Consider the following 18,854-nt stretch of genomic DNA (forward strand, 5'->3'; position numbering starts at 1 on the left):
TGTGATAATATACACCTCGGTAGGATAATTAAGCGGTTAGGCCCCTACTGTCTACGGTATAAATGATATTCTATTTTACAACATTTTGAATCATATCAGAATGTTGATGTCATGTCAATATTATTTTACGTTAAAAGTTGAAGAGTCTACTTTGACACCAGGTCCCATAGTAGATGTTACAGCAACGTTTTTCACGTAAACGCCTTTTGCTGCAGCAGGTTTAGCTTTCAGGATTGTATCGTACATTGTTGTGAAGTTCTCAACAAGTTTTTCATCCTCGAAAGAAACTTTACCGATAGGAACATGAATGTTTCCAGCTTTATCAACGCGGTATTCAACTTTACCAGCTTTGATTTCGCCAATTGCTTTTTCAACTTCGAAAGTAACTGTACCAGTTTTAGGGTTTGGCATTAAACCTTTTGGTCCAAGTACACGACCGATTTTACCAACTTCACCCATCATGTCAGGTGTAGCTACGATTACATCGAAATCGAACCAGCCTTGTTGAATTTTGTTGATGTAGTCAGTATCGCCAACGTAATCTGCACCAGCAGCTTCAGCTTCTTTCGCTTTTTCGCCTTTTGCGAAAACGAGAACGCGCTGAGTTTTACCAGTTCCGTTTGGAAGCACAACTGCTCCACGGATTTGCTGGTCGTTTTTACGAGGGTCAACCCCAAGACGGAAAGCCACTTCAACTGTAGCGTCGAATTTAGCTGTGTTTGTTTTTTTAACGAGAGCTACTGCTTCAGAAACGTCGTAAGCTTTTGAACGATCTACAAGCTTAGCAGCTTCAACGTACTTTTTACCTTTTTTAGCCATTTTAAAATTTCCTCCTTATGTGGTTATAGCGGAATAACCTCCCACGAATAAGGGTTGCGAACTTGTTAAAACTCGCAACCCGACAAGAAACAAATTAATCCTCGATTACAATACCCATACTGCGGGCAGTACCTTCAACCATGCGCATTGCCGCTTCAACGTCTGCTGCGTTTAAGTCAGGCATTTTCGTTTCAGCGATTTCGCGTACTTTATCGCGCTTAACGGTTGCCACTTTATTACGGTTTGGTTCACCAGAACCAGACTCAATTCCAGCCGCTTTTTTAAGCAATACTGCAGCAGGTGGAGTTTTTGTAATAAATGTAAATGAACGGTCTTCGTAAACCGAAATTTCAACAGGAATGATTAAACCAGCTTGGTCAGCTGTACGAGCGTTAAACTCCTTACAGAATCCCATGATGTTAACACCGGCTTGACCAAGTGCAGGTCCAACTGGTGGTGCTGGGTTAGCTTTTCCAGCAGGAATTTGCAATTTTACAACTTTTACTACTTTTTTAGCCACGAGACACACCTCCTTAAGTCCGTGATGTGGTAATAGGGTAAACCCTCCCACTCAAGGTTTCATTCTTTATATGAATGACGAAATATCAAGCTAGTTGCCTTGGATAAGTCCAAGACGTACCTTTGCTATATTATCATTTATATATAGCAATTTCAAGTTTTTTCACATTACAATTTATCGATTTGGGTAAATTCCAGCTCAACCGGTGTTTCACGGCCAAACATATTAACGAAAACTTTGACCTTGCTTTTATCATAATCAATCTCTTCAATTGATCCAGTAAAGTTGGCAAAAGGTCCGTCTATCACTTTCACTGTCTCTTTCAGTTCAAAGTCAATGTCAGTTTTGCGTTCGTCCATGCCCATTCTCTTCAGAATGGTTTCTGCTTCGCCTGGAAGAAGCGGCGTCGGTTTTGAACCAGAGCCGGCAGATCCTACGAATCCAGTAACGCCCGGCGTGTTGCGGACAACATACCAAGAGTCGTCTGTCATTACAATTTCTACAAGCACATAACCAGGGAATACTTTCTTTTTCACGACTTTTTTCTTGCCGTTCTTGATATCCGTTTCTTCTTCTTCAGGTACAACTACACGGAAAATTTTATCCTGCATCCCCATTGATTCAACACGTTTTTCCAAGTTGGCTTTTACTTTATTCTCATAACCAGAGTACGTGTGAACAACATACCAATTCTTTTCCATTCTCTTCAGGACTGTCCAGTCCTTCCCTCCCCGCATTTGGTTTTTGTGAATTACCAATAACGCTTCAAGCAAAAAATAGGCGGCAAGCCTATGATAACTTTCATTTTAAGCCACAATAAAAAACCCGCTGAACGGGTTTTGGCAAGTGATATTATGATCTATTATAGCACGTATTGCTGATCATTATTCAACTATTAAACGAATTAATTGAGAAATTCCTGTGTCAAGGAGGGCAAAAAAGATAACAAAAAAGATAACTGTTGAAATCACCGTAATGGTATAACGCGTTAACTCTTTTCCTTTAGGCCAGCTTACCTTTTTCATTTCTTTCCCAACATCTTTAAAGAATCTCATAATACGCATGTAAAAGACCTCCACAATTTAAAAGCGCAAAAACTATTTTGTTTCAAGATGAGCTGTATGTGAATTGCAAGTACTGCAGTATTTCTTTACTTCTAATCGCTCAGCCGCTGATGCAGAGCTCTTCATTGTCGTATAATTACGGTTTCCGCATGTCTTGCATGCTAGCGTAATCTTTTTTCTCATGTCATTACACCTTTTTCTAAATAGACATTATCTTTATCTTTAGTAACATATCATAGTCAGAAAAATACTGTCAATATCACATAAATCCCTATTACAAACTGATTTCGCGAATTTCCAAGTACTTCTCCAGCTTGCGTTTCACACGCTGAAGGGCATTGTCGATCGATTTCACATGTCGGTTCAGTTCATCGGAAATCTCTTGGTAACTTCTTCCGTCGAGATATAAGACGAGTACTTTTCTCTCTAAATCACTTAATAGTTCTCCCATTTTCATTTCAATATCATCAAATTCTTCCTGATTGATGATCATTTCTTCAGGATTTAAGGTTTTCGCTCCTGAAATGACATCAAGCAGCGTTCGGTCTGATTCTTCATCAAAAATCGGTTTATCTAATGAGACGTAGGAATTCAAAGGAATGTGTTTCTGGCGAGTAGCTGTCTTTATTGCGGTAATAATTTGGCGGGTAATACATAATTCTGCGAAAGCTTTGAATGAGGTAAGCTTGTCCTCTTTGAAGTCACGAATAGACTTATAGAGGCCTATCATACCTTCCTGAACAATATCCTCTCTGTCCGCTCCTATTAAAAAATAGGATCTTGCTTTTGCCCGAACAAAGTTTCGGTACTTCGTAATCAAGTAATCTAACGCATCACTGTCCCCAACATGAACCTTTTCAATGACCTGCTCGTCCTCCAACTGGCAAAACTGCTCTTTGTTGAATTTTCCCTTGTTGTTCTGTAGATTCACTCCGATCCCCCCGGCGCACGTAGATAGAAATATTATACAGTATTGGGCAAAAAAGCGTCAACTTAATCTAAGTCTCCCCGCCTCCACTTTTCAAACGTTTTCAAAACCTCTTCCGATAAAGCAATTTTACCCGCCGGTTTTTCGGAAGTGATTTTTCTTACTCGTCTTTCTATTCGCCTTTCAATCGCTTCTACCTCTCTCAAAAGCTCCCGGGCCGATTTCCGCAATGCCCCCTGTCCGAAAATCGCCCACTGCTCAGTGTAGTCAGATGTCGCAACGTGAATTTGAGTCGCGACATTATTCAAAGCCTGAGCAAGCTTTTCTATCCGCTCATCAGCCGTCTCATTTTCTTTTGTAAAAATCACTTCAACTCTGTGGTTGGTGTGTTTTTTCTCAAGCCCTTTTACGAGATGCGCGTCAAAAACAACAATAACCCTGTTTCCTGTATACGATTGATATTCCGCCATTTTCTGAATCAGTACGTCTCGCGCCTCTTCAAAACTGTTCGCTTTTAAATCCTTCAGCTGCGGCCAGGCTCCAATCATGTTGTATCCGTCTACTAACAGGATATCCATGGGTCTTTATTCTCCCAGAGGGTTTCGTTTCCGGTAGACTTCATACATCAAAAGACCAGCCGCAACAGATGCATTCAGTGAAGTTACCTTTCCGGCCATCGGGAGTTTAATGAGAAAATCACACTTTTCTTTAACAAGACGGCCCATCCCTTTTCCTTCGCTTCCGATGACTAAAGCCAAAGGCATGTTGCCGTCCATATTGCGGTAATCCTCACGCGCGGATGCATCCGTTCCGACAACCCAGATACCCCGCTCTTTCATTTCTTCTAACGTCCGCGCCAAATTGGTGACTCTTACTACAGGAATGTGCTCAATTGCCCCTGTTGAAGCTTTTGCCACTGTTGTTGTCAGCCCGACAGCTCTCCGTTTTGGAATCACGATGCCATGGGCGCCGACCGCATCAGCTGTTCTCATAATGGAACCGAGATTATGAGGGTCTTCAAGCTCGTCCAGAATGAGGAAGAAAGGCTGTTCATTTCTTTCTTCGGCCGCTTTATATAAATCGTCCAGTTCCGCATACTCATACGCTGCAACCTGTGCCACTACGCCTTGATGCTGCCCTGTCACCATTTGATCGAGTTTTTTTCTCGGGACATACTGAATCGTGATACCCTGCTTTTTCGCAAGCTCAATCACCTGCTGTGCTTGTCCCTTTACGGTGTTTTCCGCCATCCACAGCTTATACAGCTTACGATCTGATTTTAACGTCTCGATCACTGCATTTTTCCCTATGACGTAATCATGTTGCTGACTCATTTGTTTTCCTCCCTGACGTCCCGAATTGTATAGCTTCGGCAACGAGCTGACTAAGTCTTTCCTCTTTTTTCTCTAGAAAAAGGTAGCCCAGCAGCGCTTCAAATGCTGTACTGTAGCGGTACGTCTGAACATCTGTATTTTTAGGTGTCGTTCCCGACTTTGCATTTCTGCCTCTTTTCAGCACCGCTTCCTCTTCTTCCGTAAAAAATGATTGATCCTGCAGAAAGAATAGGATCTCAGCCTGTGACTTTGCCGAAACGATCCGGCTTGATTTCTTATGAAGATCATTTGGTTTGGTAAAACCCTGCTTAAGCAGGTGATGCCTGACATACACTTCAAAAATGGCATCACCTATATAAGCAAGCGCAAGACCGTTAAGCTGCTTTGAATCTTTTATCGTTTCAAAATCAAGCATCCGTTATTCTCCCCGTTTCCAGCGAGTACCTTGAGCTGTATCTTCAAGAATGATATTCATGCTTTTCAGCTGGTCGCGGATCTGATCTGACAATGCAAAATCGCGATTCCGGCGCGCTTCATTTCTTTTTTCGATTAAGTCTTCAATCTCTTGATCGAGTAGTTCCTGCTCACCCAATGAAAACCCGAGGACAGACACAATGCGGTCAAACATCTCAATAAACGCCTTAATCACATGATCAGCCGTATGATCTTTCTGAAGGTAGTAATTGGCATGCTTCGCTAAGTCGAACAGGACAGAAATGGCATTCGCCGTATTAAAATCATCGTCCATCGCTTCTTCAAATGCTTTGCGTTGCTCTTCAACTTTCTCCAGCCATTGACCGTCATCTTCCGTTAAATTCGTGCTGCTGTTCAGACGGTGCTGAAGGTTGCTGTACGCTGTTTTTAAACGGTTAAATGCGCTTTTTGTATTCTCAAGAAGCTCTTCTGAATAGTTAATCGGATGACGATAATGAACAGAAAGCATAAAGAATCTCAAAAGCTGCGGATCATGCTGTTTAATGATGTCATGCACAAGCACAAAGTTGCCCAGTGATTTTGACATTTTTTCATTATCAATATTGATATAGCCATTATGGAGCCAGTACTTCGCAAATGTTTTGCCTGTCAGCGCCTCAGATTGCGCAATCTCGTTTTCATGGTGAGGGAAGGTTAAATCCTGTCCGCCCGCATGGATATCAATCTGGTCACCCAGATACTTTTTGACCATCGCTGAGCATTCAATGTGCCAGCCCGGACGTCCTTTTCCCCAAGGGCTATCCCAAGAGATTTCTCCTTCTTTCGCCGCTTTCCACAGTGCAAAATCAAGAGCATCTTCTTTTTTCTCGCCAACCCGGATGCGTGCACCTGATCTCAGTTCATCAATTGATTGCTGAGAAAGCTTACCGTATCCTTCAAATGCTCTTGTTTTGAAATAAACGTCACCTTCTGATTCATAAGCGTAACCCTTTTTCACGAGCTGATCTACGAATTCGATAATCGCATCCATGTTTTCCATCACTCGCGGATGAAGGTCGGCTTTTCGGCAGCCGAGCGCCCCTACATCTTCAAAGTATGCTTTAATAAAACGCTCTGAAATGGTAGGTACATCCTCACCGAGTTCATTTGCCGCTTTAATTAATTTATCGTCTACATCTGTGAAGTTCGAGACATACTGCACATCATAGCCTTTATACTCCAGATAGTTTCGAATCGTATCATAAACGATAGCCGGACGCGCGTTCCCGATGTGAATGTAATTGTAAACCGTCGGTCCGCACACGTACATTTTCACTTTCCCCTCTTCTAGAGGAACGAATGTTTCCTTCTGTCTAGTCAATGTATTATAAAGAGTGATTGTCATTTTTGATTGATCCTTTCTTTTCTGTCTTCAAGTTCTGCCTTCAGCTCTAAAATCTGCTGTTCCAATGACTTAAAGCGATCAGCAACCGGATCGGGCAAATCCTGATGGTTTAAATCGCGTCTTACTTTTTTGCCATTTCGTACAACGACCCGTCCAGGGATGCCGACAACTGTTGAAAAATCAGGAACATCGTGCAACACTACTGAACCAGCGCCAATTTTCGAGCCTTCACCGACAGTAATTGAACCGAGCACTTTAGCACCTGTGGCTATCAATGCGTCATCTTTAATCGTTGGGTGCCTTTTTCCCTTTTCTTTCCCCGTTCCCCCGAGGGTAACCCCCTGAAAAACGGTTACGTTATTGCCGATTTCACATGTCTCCCCAATGACAACCCCCATACCGTGGTCTATGAAAAATCTTCTCCCGATTGTAGCGCCGGGGTGGATTTCTATCCCTGTAAAAAATCGGCTTACTTGAGATATAAGGCGTGCAAGGAAATAAAATTTTCGTTTATATAAAGCATGTGCAATCCGATGCGCCCATATAGCATGTAAACCGGAATAAGTTAAAATCACTTCAAAATAGCTTCTTGCTGCTGGATCTTGATCGAACACTGTATCAATGTCTTCTTTTAGCATTCTAAAAAACACATGCTTCCCCCCATTTCTCTATCTGATTTCCTCTTTACCCAATAAAAAAAGCGCCTCTGCATGAAAACATGACAGAGACGCTTTAACCGCGCGGTTCCACTCTGTTTGAAAAGCAGACTTCTGCTCTCCCAACTTCAGCCTGTAACGGCGGCGGCCGCCTTTGAATACTGATTTTGAAAAAACGTTCTTCAAAGGTCTTAAGGGCGCACTTCTAAAACCCGGCTCATGGATCTCTCTCAGCCAATGAAGATCCTTTCTGTAATGGCCTAAAGCTTTATACTCTTCCCTGTCAACAATCATCTATTTAGATGTTTTTTAAACGCTGAATTGCAGTCTCTTTACCGATCAATTCAATTGATTGCGGCAGTTCCGGACCGTGAGTTTGCCCTGTTACAGCAACACGGATCGGCATAAACAATTTTTTCCCTTTATGGCCAGTTTCTTTCTGCACTGCTTTGATCGATGCTTTGATGTTATCCGGAGTGAACTCCTCAAGCTCTTCAAGCTTCGCAGCGAATGTGCTGAGCACTTCAGGGACCTGTTCCTCTTCCAGAACAGCTTTTGCTTCTTGATTATACTCGATCTCATCCGTAAAGAACAAATCAGTCAGCTCAACAATTTCCGCACCGTAGCTTAATTGCTCATGATACAGGGAAATCAGTTTACGAACCCATTCTTGTTCTTCAGCAGTAAGCTCAGTGCCAACTTTGCCGGCTTTTTGCAAATGCGGCAGAGTCAGTTCAACAACCTGATCAAGATCCAGCTTCTTCACATATTGGTTGTTAACCCATTTTAGCTTATGCATATCAAACAAAGCTGGTGATTTAGATAAACGGTTTACATCAAAAATTTCAATAAACTGTTCTTTTGTGAATAACTCTTCTTCTCCAACCGGTGACCATCCAAGCAGGCCGATAAAGTTGAACAGCGCTTCCGGCAAGTAGCCAAGCTCTTTATACTGCTCAATGAATTGAATAATGGACTCATCGCGTTTGCTGAGTTTTTTACGACTTTCATTTACGATCAGCGTCATGTGTCCGAACTGAGGAACATCCCATCCGAATGCTTGATAAATCATAATCTGTTTCGGTGTGTTAGAAATATGATCCTCACCGCGCAACACGTGTGTCATTTTCATTAAGTAGTCATCAATAGCTACCGCGAAGTTGTAAGTCGGCGTTCCGTCCTTTTTCACAATAACAAAGTCGCCAATGCCATCTGATTCGAAAGAAATTTCACCTTTTACGATATCGTTAAAGGCAATCACCTTTCCTTCCGGCACTCGGAAACGAATACTTGGCTTTCTGCCTTCAGCAATAAATTTATCCTGTTCTTCTTGAGTCAGATTTCTGTGTTTTCCGGAATAACGCGGCATTTCTCCGCGGGCAATCTGCTCTTCACGCTCTTTTTCAAGCTCTTCTTCCGTACAGTAACATTTATAAGCAAGCCCTTTTTCAAGAAGCTCTTCATAGTACACTTTATAGATATCGTTACGCTCTGACTGACGGTATGGGCCGTACTCACCGCCGACATCCACACTCTCATCCCAGTCAATACCAAGCCATTTCAGATAATTCAGCTGGCTTTGTTCTCCGCCCTCAATGTTGCGCTTTTTATCAGTGTCCTCAACACGAATAATAAACTTACCGCCTTGATTGCGGGCAAATAAATAATTAAAAAGCGCCGTTCTGGCATTTCCAATATGCAAATGTCCGGTTGGACTCGGTGCATAACGGACGCGTACTTCGTTTCCCATTTTCAAATACTTCCTTTCATGTCATGTATGGCCTCAGGCAAAAATGTATGAATCTATTCTACCACCAAATAGACCCGGCATCAAAACAAGTTAGCCTTTTTGTATCAGTACTGTCGCCTGAGCCGCTATTCCTTCCGCTCGGCCTGTAAATCCAAGCTTTTCTGTCGTTGTTGCTTTTACATTCACTTGAGAAACGTCTGCCTCGAGCCCTTCAGCGATTCTTTTTCTCATATCTTCTATGTACGGCAGCATCTTCGGCTTTTGCGCAATGATGGTGCAGTCAATGTTTCCAAGGACATACCCCTTCTGTTTCACGATCCCCCAGACATGCTGAAGTAATTTAAAAGAGTCAGCGTCCTTGAACTCAGGATCAGTGTCAGGAAAATGCTTGCCGATGTCGCCTTCTCCCACAGCTCCCAGGCATGCGTCAGCGACAGTATGAAGCAATACATCTGCATCAGAATGGCCGAGCAGCCCTTTTTCATACGGGATTTCAATTCCGCCAATGATCAGAGGACGGCCCTCCACTAATTGATGCACATCAAATCCTTGTCCAATTCTAAACATGTTTACTCCCACTTTCTGATTCCATGATAGCTTCAGCTGACGTCAAATCGTCTGGCGTCGTCAGCTTAATATTTGTATAGCTGCCTTCTACAACACGGACTGAACCGCCTTCCATCTGTTCAACGAGGCTGGCGTCATCCGTCCCTAAAAATCCCTTGTGATTGGCCTCAGCGTGAGCTTTCATCAATAAAGAAAGACGAAAAGCTTGTGGCGTTTGGACAGCCCACAAGCTTGAACGTTCAATCGTCTCACTGACTTGTAAATCTTGAACGCGTTTAATCGTATCTTTTACCGGGACAGCAAGGATGGCCGCTCCTGTCTGTGCCGCTTCTGCGATCAGTTCGTCAATTTGTTCATGTTTTATAAAAGGGCGGGCGCCGTCATGTACAAGGACAATCTTTTCTTGTTTTACGGCTTTCAGCCCCTTATAAACACTGTGCTGGCGCTCATCTCCGCCTGCCACAAGCTCAATAGCGGTTTGAAACGGATAATCGGTCAGCAATTTCTGAAAGTGCTCCCGCTCGCGCTCGTTTATCACCAAAATGATTTTTTCGCACGGCCGGTGGCTGTCAAACACTCTTAACGTGTGAATGATCACCGGGTCTCCTTTCAGCTCAATGAACAGTTTATTTCTCCCTGCCTTCATCCGTTTTCCCTGTCCGGCTGCAGGAATGACCACATCATAACTCATTGTTTTTTCTCCCTTTACAGCGCCTTCTCCAACAGCTTGGGCTTAGCAAAAATCATTCGTCCCGCTGCTGTCTGCAGCACACTTGTAACGAGTACATCAATATGTTTGCCGATATAATTGCGTCCTTCTTCAACGACAATCATCGTACCATCATCCAAGTAGGCAACTCCCTGATTATGCTCTTTCCCGTCCTTAATGACCTGAACATTCATTTCCTCGCCAGGAAGCACAACAGGCTTGACCGCATTGGCAAGGTCATTAATGTTTAATACTGCTACCTTTTGAAGCTCGCATACTTTATTTAAATTAAAATCATTCGTCACGACGACCCCGGATGTCAGCTTAGCGAGTTTGACGAGCTTGCTGTCAACCTCCTGAATATCTTCAAAGTCGCCTTCATAAATTTCAACTTCAATGTCTAATTCTTTTTGAATGCGGTTCAGGATATCAAGACCGCGGCGTCCTCTGTTTCGTTTTAAAACATCTGAAGAGTCAGCAATGTGCTGCAATTCCTCAAGAACAAACTGCGGTATCACAATTATCCCCTCTAAAAAACCAGTCTGACAAATATCTGCTATTCTCCCATCAATAATAACACTTGTGTCCAAAATTTTCAGCTTCTTGTCCTGAACCTCATGTTCTTCATCGGCTGTTCCTTTTTTCTTTTGCATTCTGGCAGAAATAGAAAACAGACTGATCAGTTCATCCTTTTTCTTAAAGCCCACCTGGAAGCCGAGATAACCGAGGAAGAACGCTAAAAATACAGGGATGATTGTGCTGAATATGCGGTAAGGTATATTGTCTAAAGGAATAACATTTACGATAAGATAAGCGATTATAAGTCCAAAAACTAGGCCAAGACTTCCAAATAACAAATCTGGAACCGGCGCTTTTAACAATGAATCCTCTATCCACTTCACCCAGTTCACAACGTAATCTGTACCCCATATACTGATGAGAAAAAAGATAATTGCACCTATTGCCGCAGACGTATATGCGTTTGTTATTAAAGGTATGTCCTGTATACTTAACAGTACAAACAATTCAGGTATTAAAAATATACCAACAACGCCGCCAAAGATAATGAAGAACGCCTGAACTATTCGTTTTAACATACCCCCACCTCCTTTTTAAACATTTTATTTCACAAGGTTTTATGCATCCTACGAATATCAGAATAAACAAAAACCAACATTTATATACCCGTTTTCATAAGGTTTTAACCGAAATCACAGCTGTCTGTCTAAATAATGCTTCTCTTGCAGGCGTTTTAAACCTTTTTTGATTTTTTGGGCTCGTACTTCACCGATTCCCTCTACTTCATCTAATTCTTCTGCACTCGCCTCAATAATCCTTGGGAGGACTCCAAATGCTTCTACAACATTTTCAACAATCGGCATCGGAAGACGCGGTATCTTATTTAACAGCCTGTATCCTCTAGGCAATACATAATCATCAAGATTTGTAGAAGCCGGATAACCGAGAAGCTTATAAACAATGGAATCATCCAGCAAATCATAACTGGACATATCCTGCAGCTCTTTCAAGAGAACAAATGGATCTTTAATCTTTTCTTTCACATAATCCTTAATAAATAAAGCGGCCTCTTCTTCCATATCCGTAATCAGTTCAATGACTTGCAGCTTAATCAAATGACCTTCTGTTCCCAGTTCCCTGATATACATGTTAATTTCATTTTTGATTCTCAATACCATTTCATAACGGTGCATCACAGACAGAACATCGCTGAATGTAACAAGTTCCTCAAACTCTAAAGCATTCAATGCATTAATGGTTTTGTCCAGAATCGTTTTATATTTTTCAAGAGTTTGAATGGCTTGATTCGCTTTTGTTAAAATAAACCCTATGTCTTTTAGTGTATACTTCATGCTTTCCTGATATAACGTTATAACATTCCTTCTTTCAGAAATGGCGATCACAAGGCAGCCGGTCTGCTTAGCTACTCTTTCGGCGGTGCGGTGCCGCATTCCTGTTTCTGATGAAGAAATTGTGGCTTCAGGCATCAGCTGTGTATTGGCGTATAGGATCTTTTGACCAGAATCACTTAAAATGATCGCCCCATCCATTTTAGCCAGCTCATATAAATGTGCCGGAGAAAAAGCAGTGTTAATGTGGAAACCGCCATCCACAACTTCTTTTACTTTATCATTATATCCAACAACAATCAGACCGCCTGTATTTGCTCTTAGTACATTTTCGATTCCAGCTCTGAGCGGAGTACCCGGAGCAACAAACTGCAATATAGATGACAGGTCTAACTCGTGTTTCGCCCCTTTTTTCTCTTTTTCCATCTATTATCCTCCTAATGAAGTACGAAGCGCCTCTGCAACATTTGCTACTCCGATAACCTCAATCCCTTTTGGTTTTGTCCATCCATCCAGATTTGCCGCGGGTATGATCATGCGTTTAAAACCAAGCTTAGCCGCTTCTTTCACACGCTGTTCAATTCTTGAAACCCGCCGGACTTCTCCGGTTAATCCCACTTCTCCTATAAAACAATCTGCAGGATTTGGAGGTGTGTCTCTAAAGCTTGACGCAATACTGATCGCAATGGCAAGATCAATTGCCGGTTCATCAAGCTTAACGCCGCCGGCCACTTTCAAATAAGCATCCTGATTTTGCAGCAGCAGCCCAACTCTTTTTTCTAACACAGCCATTAACAGTGAAACCCTGTTATGGTCTATTCCCGTTGCCATACGCCGCGGATTGCCAAAGCTTGTTGGCGAGATGAGCGCCTGGATTTCAACGAGAATCGGTCTTGTGCCTTCCATAGAAGCAGTTATGCTCGAGCCTGCGGATCCCGCCGAGCGTTCTTCTAAGAAAATTTCTGAAGGATTCAAAACCTCAGTGAGCCCCTCTTCGCGCATTTCGAAAATGCCCATTTCGTTTGTAGATCCAAAACGGTTTTTTACAGCCCGCAAAATACGGAAAGTATGGTGACGTTCTCCTTCAAAATATAAAACAGTGTCAACCATATGCTCCAGCAGTCTCGGCCCTGCGATGGACCCTTCTTTCGTCACGTGCCCTACGATAAAAATCGGAATGCCTTTTGTTTTTGCAATTTTCATCAGCTCAGCCGTACATTCCCTGACCTGTGACACACTGCCGGGAGCTGATGTGATATCGCTTTGGTAAACCGTTTGAATAGAGTCAACAACGACAAACGCTGGATTCATCTCTTGTATAGCAGACGAAATATACTCCATATCGGTTTCAGATAAAACATGCAGCGACGGATTATTTATACCGAGACGGTCTGCTCTCAGTTTCGTTTGTTTGACCGATTCTTCTCCCGAAATGTACAGCACACTGTTCGATGAATCTGATAATTGAGCGGAAACCTGCAGTAATAACGTTGACTTTCCGATACCGGGATCGCCGCCGATTAGAACGAGTGAACCTTTAACGACGCCCCCGCCGAGCACTCTGTTAAATTCGCCAAGCTGGGTTTTAACCCGGGGTTCTTCTGATGTTTCGATTGATGTAATAGGTGAAGGTTTCTGTACGGTTTGAACAGAATGAGAAAAAGCCGCTCTCCGATTGGCCGGTGCTTTTTTAATCATTTCTTCCACCATTGTATTCCAAGCACCGCATCCCGGACATTTCCCCATCCATTTTGGAGACTCGTAGCCGCAGGATTGGCAGATGAATTTCGATTTTGTTTTAGCCATATATAGTGTAAGACCTCTCCCTTGTTCTATTTCTTGATATGAAAGTGAGGCATACACTTACATGCTGTATGCCTCATTTCCGTCTCTATATTAATTCGTTTTAGCAGTCGTTTTTACGACAAATTCGCCATCTTCTACATCGAGAACAATATGCTGTCCTTTATGAATATTTCCTCTGAGAAGTTCTTCGGATAAACGGTCCTCTACATGCTTTTGGATAGCTCTTCTTAACGGACGAGCACCGTATTCCAGATCAACGCCCTCTTCCGCGACTTTCGCTTTTGCAGCTTCTGTCAATTCGATAGAAAGATCCTGTTCTTTCAGGCGTTTCGTTAATTGATCAGACATCAGTGACACGATTTCAGTCAGGTGTTTTTTCTCAAGTGAATGGAAGACGATGATTTCATCAATACGGTTGATGAACTCCGGTCTGAACGCACGTTTCAGCTCACCCATCACTTTATCTTTCATGTCTTTATGATTCTGCGTCTCATCCTGAACGTTAAAGCCGACATATTTATTGCGTTTCAGCTCACTTGCTCCGACGTTTGACGTCATAATTAAAATGGTATTGCGGAAATCGACTGTACGTCCTTTAGAATCAGTCAACCGTCCGTCTTCAAGAACTTGCAGAAGAATATTGAAAACATCAGGGTGCGCTTTCTCAATCTCATCAAGAAGCACGACAGAGTAAGGTTTTCTTCTGACTTTCTCTGTTAATTGGCCGCCTTCATCGTATCCTACGTATCCCGGAGGTGAACCGACAAGTCTTGAAGTTGAGTGTTTTTCCATGTATTCAGACATATCAATTCTGATCATGGCTTCTTCATCGCCGAAAATGGATTCAGCAAGTGCTCGCGCAAGCTCTGTTTTACCTACACCTGTAGGGCCTAAGAAAATAAATGAGCCGATTGGGCGTTTAGGGTCTTTTAACCCTGCTCTTGCACGTCTGACTGCTTTTGCAACAGCTACAACTGCTTCATCCTGGCCGATGACACGAGAGTGAAGAATGCTTTCCATATTAAGAAGCTTATCTGTTTCAGTTTGGGCGATTTTAGATACAGGCACCCCAGTCCAGCTGGAAACAACCATCGCAATATCATCAACAGTAACCTCTGAGTTTTCCTGTCCTTGCTTCTCTTTCCATGATTTCTTCGTATCCTCTACTTGCTCGCGCAGGCGCTGCTCAGTATCACGCAAGGAAGCTGCTTTTTCAAACTCTTGGCTTTGCACTGCCGCATCCTTCTCTTTACGAACCTCATCAAGCTTCTGTTCAAGCTCTTTTAAGTTAGGCGGCGTTGTAAAGGAGCGCAGTCTCACCTTTGAACCCGCTTCATCGATCAAGTCAATTGCTTTATCCGGAAGGAAACGGTCAGAAATATATCTGTCAGAAAGCTTAACCGCAGCTTCAATGGCATCATCTGTAATTGATACGCGGTGGTGAGCTTCATATCGATCACGCAAGCCTTTTAAAATTTGAATACTTTCATCTGCAGACGGCTGATCAACCTGGATCGGCTGAAAACGGCGTTCCAACGCTGCATCTTTTTCAATATATTTACGGTACTCATCGAGAGTCGTCGCCCCAATACATTGTAGCTCGCCGCGAGCAAGTGAAGGTTTTAAAATGTTAGATGCATCAATTGCACCTTCTGCTCCACCCGCTCCGATTAATGTATGGAGTTCATCGATGAATAGAATGATGTTTCCTGCCTGGCGAATTTCGTCCATGACCTTCTTCAGGCGATCCTCAAATTCTCCGCGGTATTTTGTGCCGGCAACCACTGTTCCCATGTCTAATGTCATCACGCGTTTATCACGCAAGATTTCGGGAACTTCGTTGTTGATAATTTGCTGTGCCAAACCTTCTGCAATCGCCGTTTTACCTACACCTGGTTCTCCAATGAGAACAGGATTGTTTTTCGTTCTGCGGCTTAACACTTCGATTACACGCTGGATTTCCTTGCTTCTGCCGATGACAGGATCAAGACTGTCTTCCTTCGCAATAGCAGTTAAGTCTCTTGCCAAGCTGTCAAGCGTAGGCGTATTCGCATTGCTGTTTGTTCCTGCTGCTGATGATCCTGTTTCATTGCTTCCAAGAAGCTGGAGCACTTGCTGTCTTGCTTTATTTAAGCTGACACCGAGGTTATTCAGGACTCTCGCAGCAACACCTTCTCCTTCGCGAATCAGACCAAGAAGAATATGTTCTGTTCCAACATAAGAATGACCAAGTTTTCTTGCCTCATCCATTGAAAGCTCAATGACTTTTTTAGCTCTTGGAGTATAATGAATCGTTTGAGACATTTCCTGTCCGCGCCCAATTAAACTTTCAACTTCTTTTTGTATTTTATCTGAACCAAGTCCAAGCGCTTGAAGAGCTTTAGCAGCAATGCCTTCTCCTTCTCGTACCAGTCCTAATAAAATATGCTCAGTGCCAATGTTATTATGACCTAAACGAAGTGCTTCTTCCTGTGCAAGCGCCAGTACTTTTTGAGCTCGTTCTGTAAATCTTCCAAACATCATATCGATTCATCCTCCTGTCTTTTCCCATTCATTTCTAAGTGAAGCCGTTCTCTTATGAGAGCCGCTCTTCGAATGTCCCTTTCGTTCGGACGCAAAGCGCCTCCCGAGTACTGCTGTAAAAATCCTGGCTGTGTCAAAATCATTAATTCGTTAAGTATGTTGCTTGAAAGTCCTTTAATAATGCCTAGATCAATGCCTAACCGGACATCTGAAAGGCACTTTGCAGTTTCTTTCGATTCTATCATCCGGCAATTGGACAAGACCCCATAAGAACGATACACCTTATCCTCAAGTTCAATTTTAGAGGTTTGATAAAGCGCTTCTCGGGCAGATCGTTCTTGTTCAATCAGCTGGGCAGCAACACTGTTAAGGTCATCAACAATATCCTGCTCTGACTTACCAAGCGTGATCTGATTTGAAATTTGAAAGATATTCCCTACTGCTTCGCTGCCTTCCCCATAAATTCCTCTAACAACTAAGCCTAATTGATTAATTGCCGGTATAATTCGATTTATTTGCCTAGTTAAAACCAGTGCCGGCAGATGCATCATGACTGAAGCCCTTAGACCCGTACCTACATTTGTAGGACAGCTGGTTAAATACCCTCTTTGTTCATGGAATGCATAATCAACTTTTTCTTCAATCCAGTCATCGACTTGGTTTGCGGCTTTCATTGCTTCTAACAGCTGAAATCCAGGGAAAAGACACTGAATTCTAATATGATCCTCTTCATTTAACATGACGCTTACTTCCTCATTTTCAGAAAGCAAACAGCCGCCAAAAGGAGACTCTGTCAGATTCGGACTGATTAGATGTTTTTCAACAAGTACACGCTTTTCTAGAGGCTGTGCCTCATTCATTCTGATCAAAACGAATTTGCCGATTCCGGGAATATCTTGGTCTGAAAACTGATCTTCAAATTGCTGTATGATGGATGAGGCTTCTTCATTGGAATACCGCGTAGGGAACCGTATATGTTCAAAGTTCCTTGCTAAACGTATGCGGCTGCTGAGTACAATGTCACTTTCAGGTCCTTTCTGCTTCATCCAACTGCTTAGTGCGTCCTGAATAAAATGCTTTAGCGACATTACTCCTGTTCCTCCTCACTATCTGTACTTTTGAGTGATTGTTCTAATGAACGAATTTGATCTCTCACATGAGCTGCGTTTTCAAATTCTTCTTGATGGATTAAGGATTCTAATTCTTTTTTCAGCATGTCAATCTGCCGTCTGACATGAAGATTGCCGCCTATACGTTTCGGAATTTTCCCAGCATGCACAGTGTTTCCGCTGTGCACTTTACGTAAGATAGGTGTAATGTTGCTATGAAATGTTTTATAACATTCAGAACATCCAAAACGGCCGACTTTTCTAAATTGCTGAAAGGTCATTCCGCATTTCGGACAAGCAGATATTTGCTCCGAGTGACTGAACATTTGAGTTCCTGCATTTTGTAATGAAGAATCCATATTCAGCAAACCCGAAAGTAAATTATGAATAGAGAAACCATGATTTGCACTTATACCATATGAATCACTATTTTCTTTGGCACATTGTTCACAAATATGAACTTCTATTTTTTCTCCGTTAACAACCTTTGTAAAGTGAAAAGTGGCTGGTCTCTCGTGGCACTCTTGACAAATCAATCTTTTCACCCGCTTATTTTAATTTTAAAGAAGTCAGCATAGCCTTCATCATTCTGGCTCTTAATTCATCACGCTCAGGCAAGTCAATGTGTAAAACCGAGCGGTCCATCACGCTGACCATCATTTTTGCTTCTCTTTCTGAAATCACCTTGTCTTCTAATAGCCTTAAAATAATGTCATCAGAGGCTGCTTGAGACAAATGGATACCAATTTGAGAAATAATATTATTGATCAGGACAACTTCATTGTTCATTTTAATTTTAATGATTCTGATGTAACCGCCGCCCCCGCGTTTGCTCTCAACAATATATCCTCTTTCGCTTGTAAATCTGGTGTTGATGACATAATTTATTTGGGAAGGAACGCATTGAAATTTATCTGCAATTTCACTTCGTTTAATCTCTAAAATTTCCTTGCCATTTTGATCTAACACTCGTTTTAAATATTGTTCAATGATGTCAGAAATATTATGTCCCACTCAACCCCCTCCTTTACTGACTTTGACTATATTTGACTTTAATCTTACTATAAGGCGTTTCTCGAGAATTTTCAACTTTCTCGCTCTATCCTTTATTATTTCCATTTTCCCAGTCCATAAAACCTGATGTCGATTTAAAATTCAGTGTAAAGTTATTATATTATACAATTAAATGAAATTTTATGATACCAATAAACCAGAATACAAAAAGGGCAGCTCATATGAGCTGCCCTTTTTTCAATTGCTTGGCGGCGTCCTACTCTCACAGGGGGAAACCCCCGACTACCATCGGCGCTGAAGAGCTTAACTTCCGTGTTCGGTATGGGAACGGGTGTGACCTCTTCGCTATCGCCACCAAACAAATTGAG

Annotated in this window: 21 protein-coding genes, 1 rRNA gene and 2 other annotated features (1 of these 24 running past the window's edge); all 22 genes read right to left on the reverse strand. The window is 42.4% G+C overall.

Features of this window, described 5'->3' with window-relative positions; all coding sequences use genetic code 11:
• Nucleotides 1–75, reverse strand: a sequence feature (ribosomal protein L10 leader region); it reaches 66 nt to the left of the window's first position.
• A gap of 45 nt (nucleotides 76–120) precedes the next feature.
• Nucleotides 121–819: a 50S ribosomal protein L1 gene (rplA, locus tag KHQ79_RS04545; protein ID WP_003242022.1), complete on the reverse strand. Its 699-nt coding sequence runs from the start codon at nucleotides 817–819 to the stop codon at nucleotides 121–123.
• A gap of 94 nt (nucleotides 820–913) precedes the next feature.
• The gene (gene rplK, locus KHQ79_RS04550) at nucleotides 914–1,339 is read right to left on the reverse strand and encodes a 50S ribosomal protein L11 (protein ID WP_003156430.1); all 426 of its coding nucleotides are present in this window, start codon (nucleotides 1,337–1,339) and stop codon (nucleotides 914–916) included.
• Nucleotides 1,340–1,506: 167 nt separating this feature from the next.
• The gene (gene nusG, locus KHQ79_RS04555; protein WP_003225764.1) at nucleotides 1,507–2,040 is read right to left on the reverse strand and encodes a transcription termination/antitermination protein NusG; all 534 of its coding nucleotides are present in this window, start codon (nucleotides 2,038–2,040) and stop codon (nucleotides 1,507–1,509) included.
• 183 nt (nucleotides 2,041–2,223) lie between these two features.
• Complete coding sequence (gene secE, locus KHQ79_RS04560) at nucleotides 2,224–2,403, reverse strand: preprotein translocase subunit SecE (protein WP_003242024.1); 180 nt, start codon at nucleotides 2,401–2,403, stop codon at nucleotides 2,224–2,226.
• 33 nt (nucleotides 2,404–2,436) lie between these two features.
• Entirely contained in the window at nucleotides 2,437–2,586 is a 150-nt protein-coding gene (rpmG, locus tag KHQ79_RS04565; protein WP_003156421.1) for a 50S ribosomal protein L33, read from the reverse strand.
• A gap of 91 nt (nucleotides 2,587–2,677) precedes the next feature.
• Entirely contained in the window at nucleotides 2,678–3,334 is a 657-nt protein-coding gene (gene sigH / locus KHQ79_RS04570; RefSeq protein ID WP_003225758.1) for an RNA polymerase sporulation sigma factor SigH, read from the reverse strand.
• 62 nt (nucleotides 3,335–3,396) lie between these two features.
• The gene (gene rae1 / locus KHQ79_RS04575) at nucleotides 3,397–3,909 is read right to left on the reverse strand and encodes a ribosome-dependent mRNA decay endonuclease Rae1/YacP (protein WP_003242027.1); all 513 of its coding nucleotides are present in this window, start codon (nucleotides 3,907–3,909) and stop codon (nucleotides 3,397–3,399) included.
• Between the two features lie 6 nt (nucleotides 3,910–3,915).
• Entirely contained in the window at nucleotides 3,916–4,665 is a 750-nt protein-coding gene (gene rlmB / locus KHQ79_RS04580; protein ID WP_003242028.1) for a 23S rRNA (guanosine(2251)-2'-O)-methyltransferase RlmB, read from the reverse strand.
• A complete protein-coding gene (locus KHQ79_RS04585; RefSeq protein WP_003242030.1) occupies nucleotides 4,649–5,080 on the reverse strand; it encodes a mini-ribonuclease 3 in 432 nt (143 codons plus the stop codon). The genes rlmB and KHQ79_RS04585 overlap by 17 nt, the downstream gene beginning before the upstream one ends.
• A 3-nt stretch (nucleotides 5,081–5,083) precedes the next feature.
• On the reverse strand, nucleotides 5,084–6,484 hold the full coding sequence (cysS, locus tag KHQ79_RS04590) for a cysteine--tRNA ligase (RefSeq protein ID WP_019257277.1): 1,401 nt from the start codon (nucleotides 6,482–6,484) through the stop codon (nucleotides 5,084–5,086).
• Complete coding sequence (gene cysE, locus KHQ79_RS04595; protein ID WP_019257276.1) at nucleotides 6,481–7,134, reverse strand: serine O-acetyltransferase; 654 nt, start codon at nucleotides 7,132–7,134, stop codon at nucleotides 6,481–6,483. Before cysE ends, cysS begins: the two co-directional genes overlap by 4 nt.
• A 70-nt stretch (nucleotides 7,135–7,204) precedes the next feature.
• Nucleotides 7,205–7,436, reverse strand: a binding site (T-box leader).
• 2 nt (nucleotides 7,437–7,438) lie between these two features.
• Nucleotides 7,439–8,890: a glutamate--tRNA ligase gene (gltX, locus tag KHQ79_RS04600; protein ID WP_084994980.1), complete on the reverse strand. Its 1,452-nt coding sequence runs from the start codon at nucleotides 8,888–8,890 to the stop codon at nucleotides 7,439–7,441.
• A 90-nt stretch (nucleotides 8,891–8,980) separates the two neighbouring features.
• The gene (gene ispF / locus KHQ79_RS04605) at nucleotides 8,981–9,457 is read right to left on the reverse strand and encodes a 2-C-methyl-D-erythritol 2,4-cyclodiphosphate synthase (protein WP_003225745.1); all 477 of its coding nucleotides are present in this window, start codon (nucleotides 9,455–9,457) and stop codon (nucleotides 8,981–8,983) included.
• The gene (gene ispD, locus KHQ79_RS04610; RefSeq protein ID WP_225514274.1) at nucleotides 9,450–10,148 is read right to left on the reverse strand and encodes a 2-C-methyl-D-erythritol 4-phosphate cytidylyltransferase; all 699 of its coding nucleotides are present in this window, start codon (nucleotides 10,146–10,148) and stop codon (nucleotides 9,450–9,452) included. The genes ispF and ispD overlap by 8 nt, the downstream gene beginning before the upstream one ends.
• 14 nt (nucleotides 10,149–10,162) lie before the next feature.
• Entirely contained in the window at nucleotides 10,163–11,263 is a 1,101-nt protein-coding gene (locus tag KHQ79_RS04615; RefSeq protein ID WP_003242040.1) for a PIN/TRAM domain-containing protein, read from the reverse strand.
• Nucleotides 11,264–11,377: 114 nt separating this feature from the next.
• Nucleotides 11,378–12,460 (reverse strand): DNA integrity scanning diadenylate cyclase DisA, encoded by a 1,083-nt coding sequence (gene disA, locus KHQ79_RS04620; protein ID WP_003242042.1) that lies wholly within the window; start codon nucleotides 12,458–12,460, stop codon nucleotides 11,378–11,380.
• A 3-nt stretch (nucleotides 12,461–12,463) separates the two neighbouring features.
• Nucleotides 12,464–13,840 (reverse strand): DNA repair protein RadA, encoded by a 1,377-nt coding sequence (radA, locus tag KHQ79_RS04625; RefSeq protein WP_003242044.1) that lies wholly within the window; start codon nucleotides 13,838–13,840, stop codon nucleotides 12,464–12,466.
• Nucleotides 13,841–13,930: 90 nt separating this feature from the next.
• The gene (clpC, locus tag KHQ79_RS04630) at nucleotides 13,931–16,363 is read right to left on the reverse strand and encodes an ATP-dependent protease ATP-binding subunit ClpC (protein WP_003242047.1); all 2,433 of its coding nucleotides are present in this window, start codon (nucleotides 16,361–16,363) and stop codon (nucleotides 13,931–13,933) included.
• Nucleotides 16,360–17,451 carry a protein-arginine kinase McsB gene (mcsB, locus tag KHQ79_RS04635; protein ID WP_060397788.1) on the reverse strand — a complete coding sequence of 364 codons (1,092 nt, stop codon included), beginning with the start codon at nucleotides 17,449–17,451 and terminating at the stop codon, nucleotides 16,360–16,362. The genes clpC and mcsB overlap by 4 nt, the downstream gene beginning before the upstream one ends.
• Nucleotides 17,451–18,008, reverse strand: a complete 558-nt coding sequence (gene mcsA, locus KHQ79_RS04640; RefSeq protein ID WP_032732366.1) for a protein-arginine kinase activator protein McsA — start codon at nucleotides 18,006–18,008, stop codon at nucleotides 17,451–17,453. Before mcsA ends, mcsB begins: the two co-directional genes overlap by 1 nt.
• Before the next feature lie 13 nt (nucleotides 18,009–18,021).
• A complete protein-coding gene (ctsR, locus tag KHQ79_RS04645) occupies nucleotides 18,022–18,486 on the reverse strand; it encodes a transcriptional regulator CtsR (protein WP_003242054.1) in 465 nt (154 codons plus the stop codon).
• 243 nt (nucleotides 18,487–18,729) lie between these two features.
• A 5S ribosomal RNA gene (gene rrf / locus KHQ79_RS04650) occupies nucleotides 18,730–18,845 on the reverse strand.
• Nucleotides 18,846–18,854 lie beyond the last annotated feature (9 nt).

The organism is Bacillus sp. TSO22, from assembly GCF_020223595.1.
In the GTDB taxonomy this organism is placed as follows: Bacteria; Bacillota; Bacilli; order Bacillales; family Bacillaceae; genus Bacillus; species Bacillus inaquosorum.